Consider the following 255-nt stretch of genomic DNA (forward strand, 5'->3'; position numbering starts at 1 on the left):
TTGCCCTGCTGCTGCGGCGTGGTGGCCCCGTCCCCGTTGCCGGCAAGGGCGCGATCAAAGTCGTTGGGAGGAGGGTTGGACTCCGCCGGCTTGTTGGAGCGCTGTTGCAGCCGCAGGGGCAGCTCGGGGGCCGTCAGCTGGCTGGCCACGGACGGCTGGTCGGCCGCCTGCGACTGCTTCGGACGCACGCTGGCGAACCGCTCAAACGAGCCCTGCGTGAGAGCCCTCTGCGCCCGCTGGAGCTTCTCCTGCTCG

The 255-nt window shown here is 71.0% G+C and carries 1 protein-coding gene; it reads right to left on the bottom strand.

What is annotated here, in order from left to right:
* The coding region (locus PZC42_RS23500; RefSeq protein WP_277214328.1) for a hypothetical protein at positions 1-255 on the bottom strand (255 nt) is incomplete at both ends.

This window comes from Isoptericola croceus, assembly GCF_029382255.1.
Classification (GTDB): domain Bacteria; phylum Actinomycetota; class Actinomycetes; order Actinomycetales; family Cellulomonadaceae; genus Isoptericola; species Isoptericola croceus.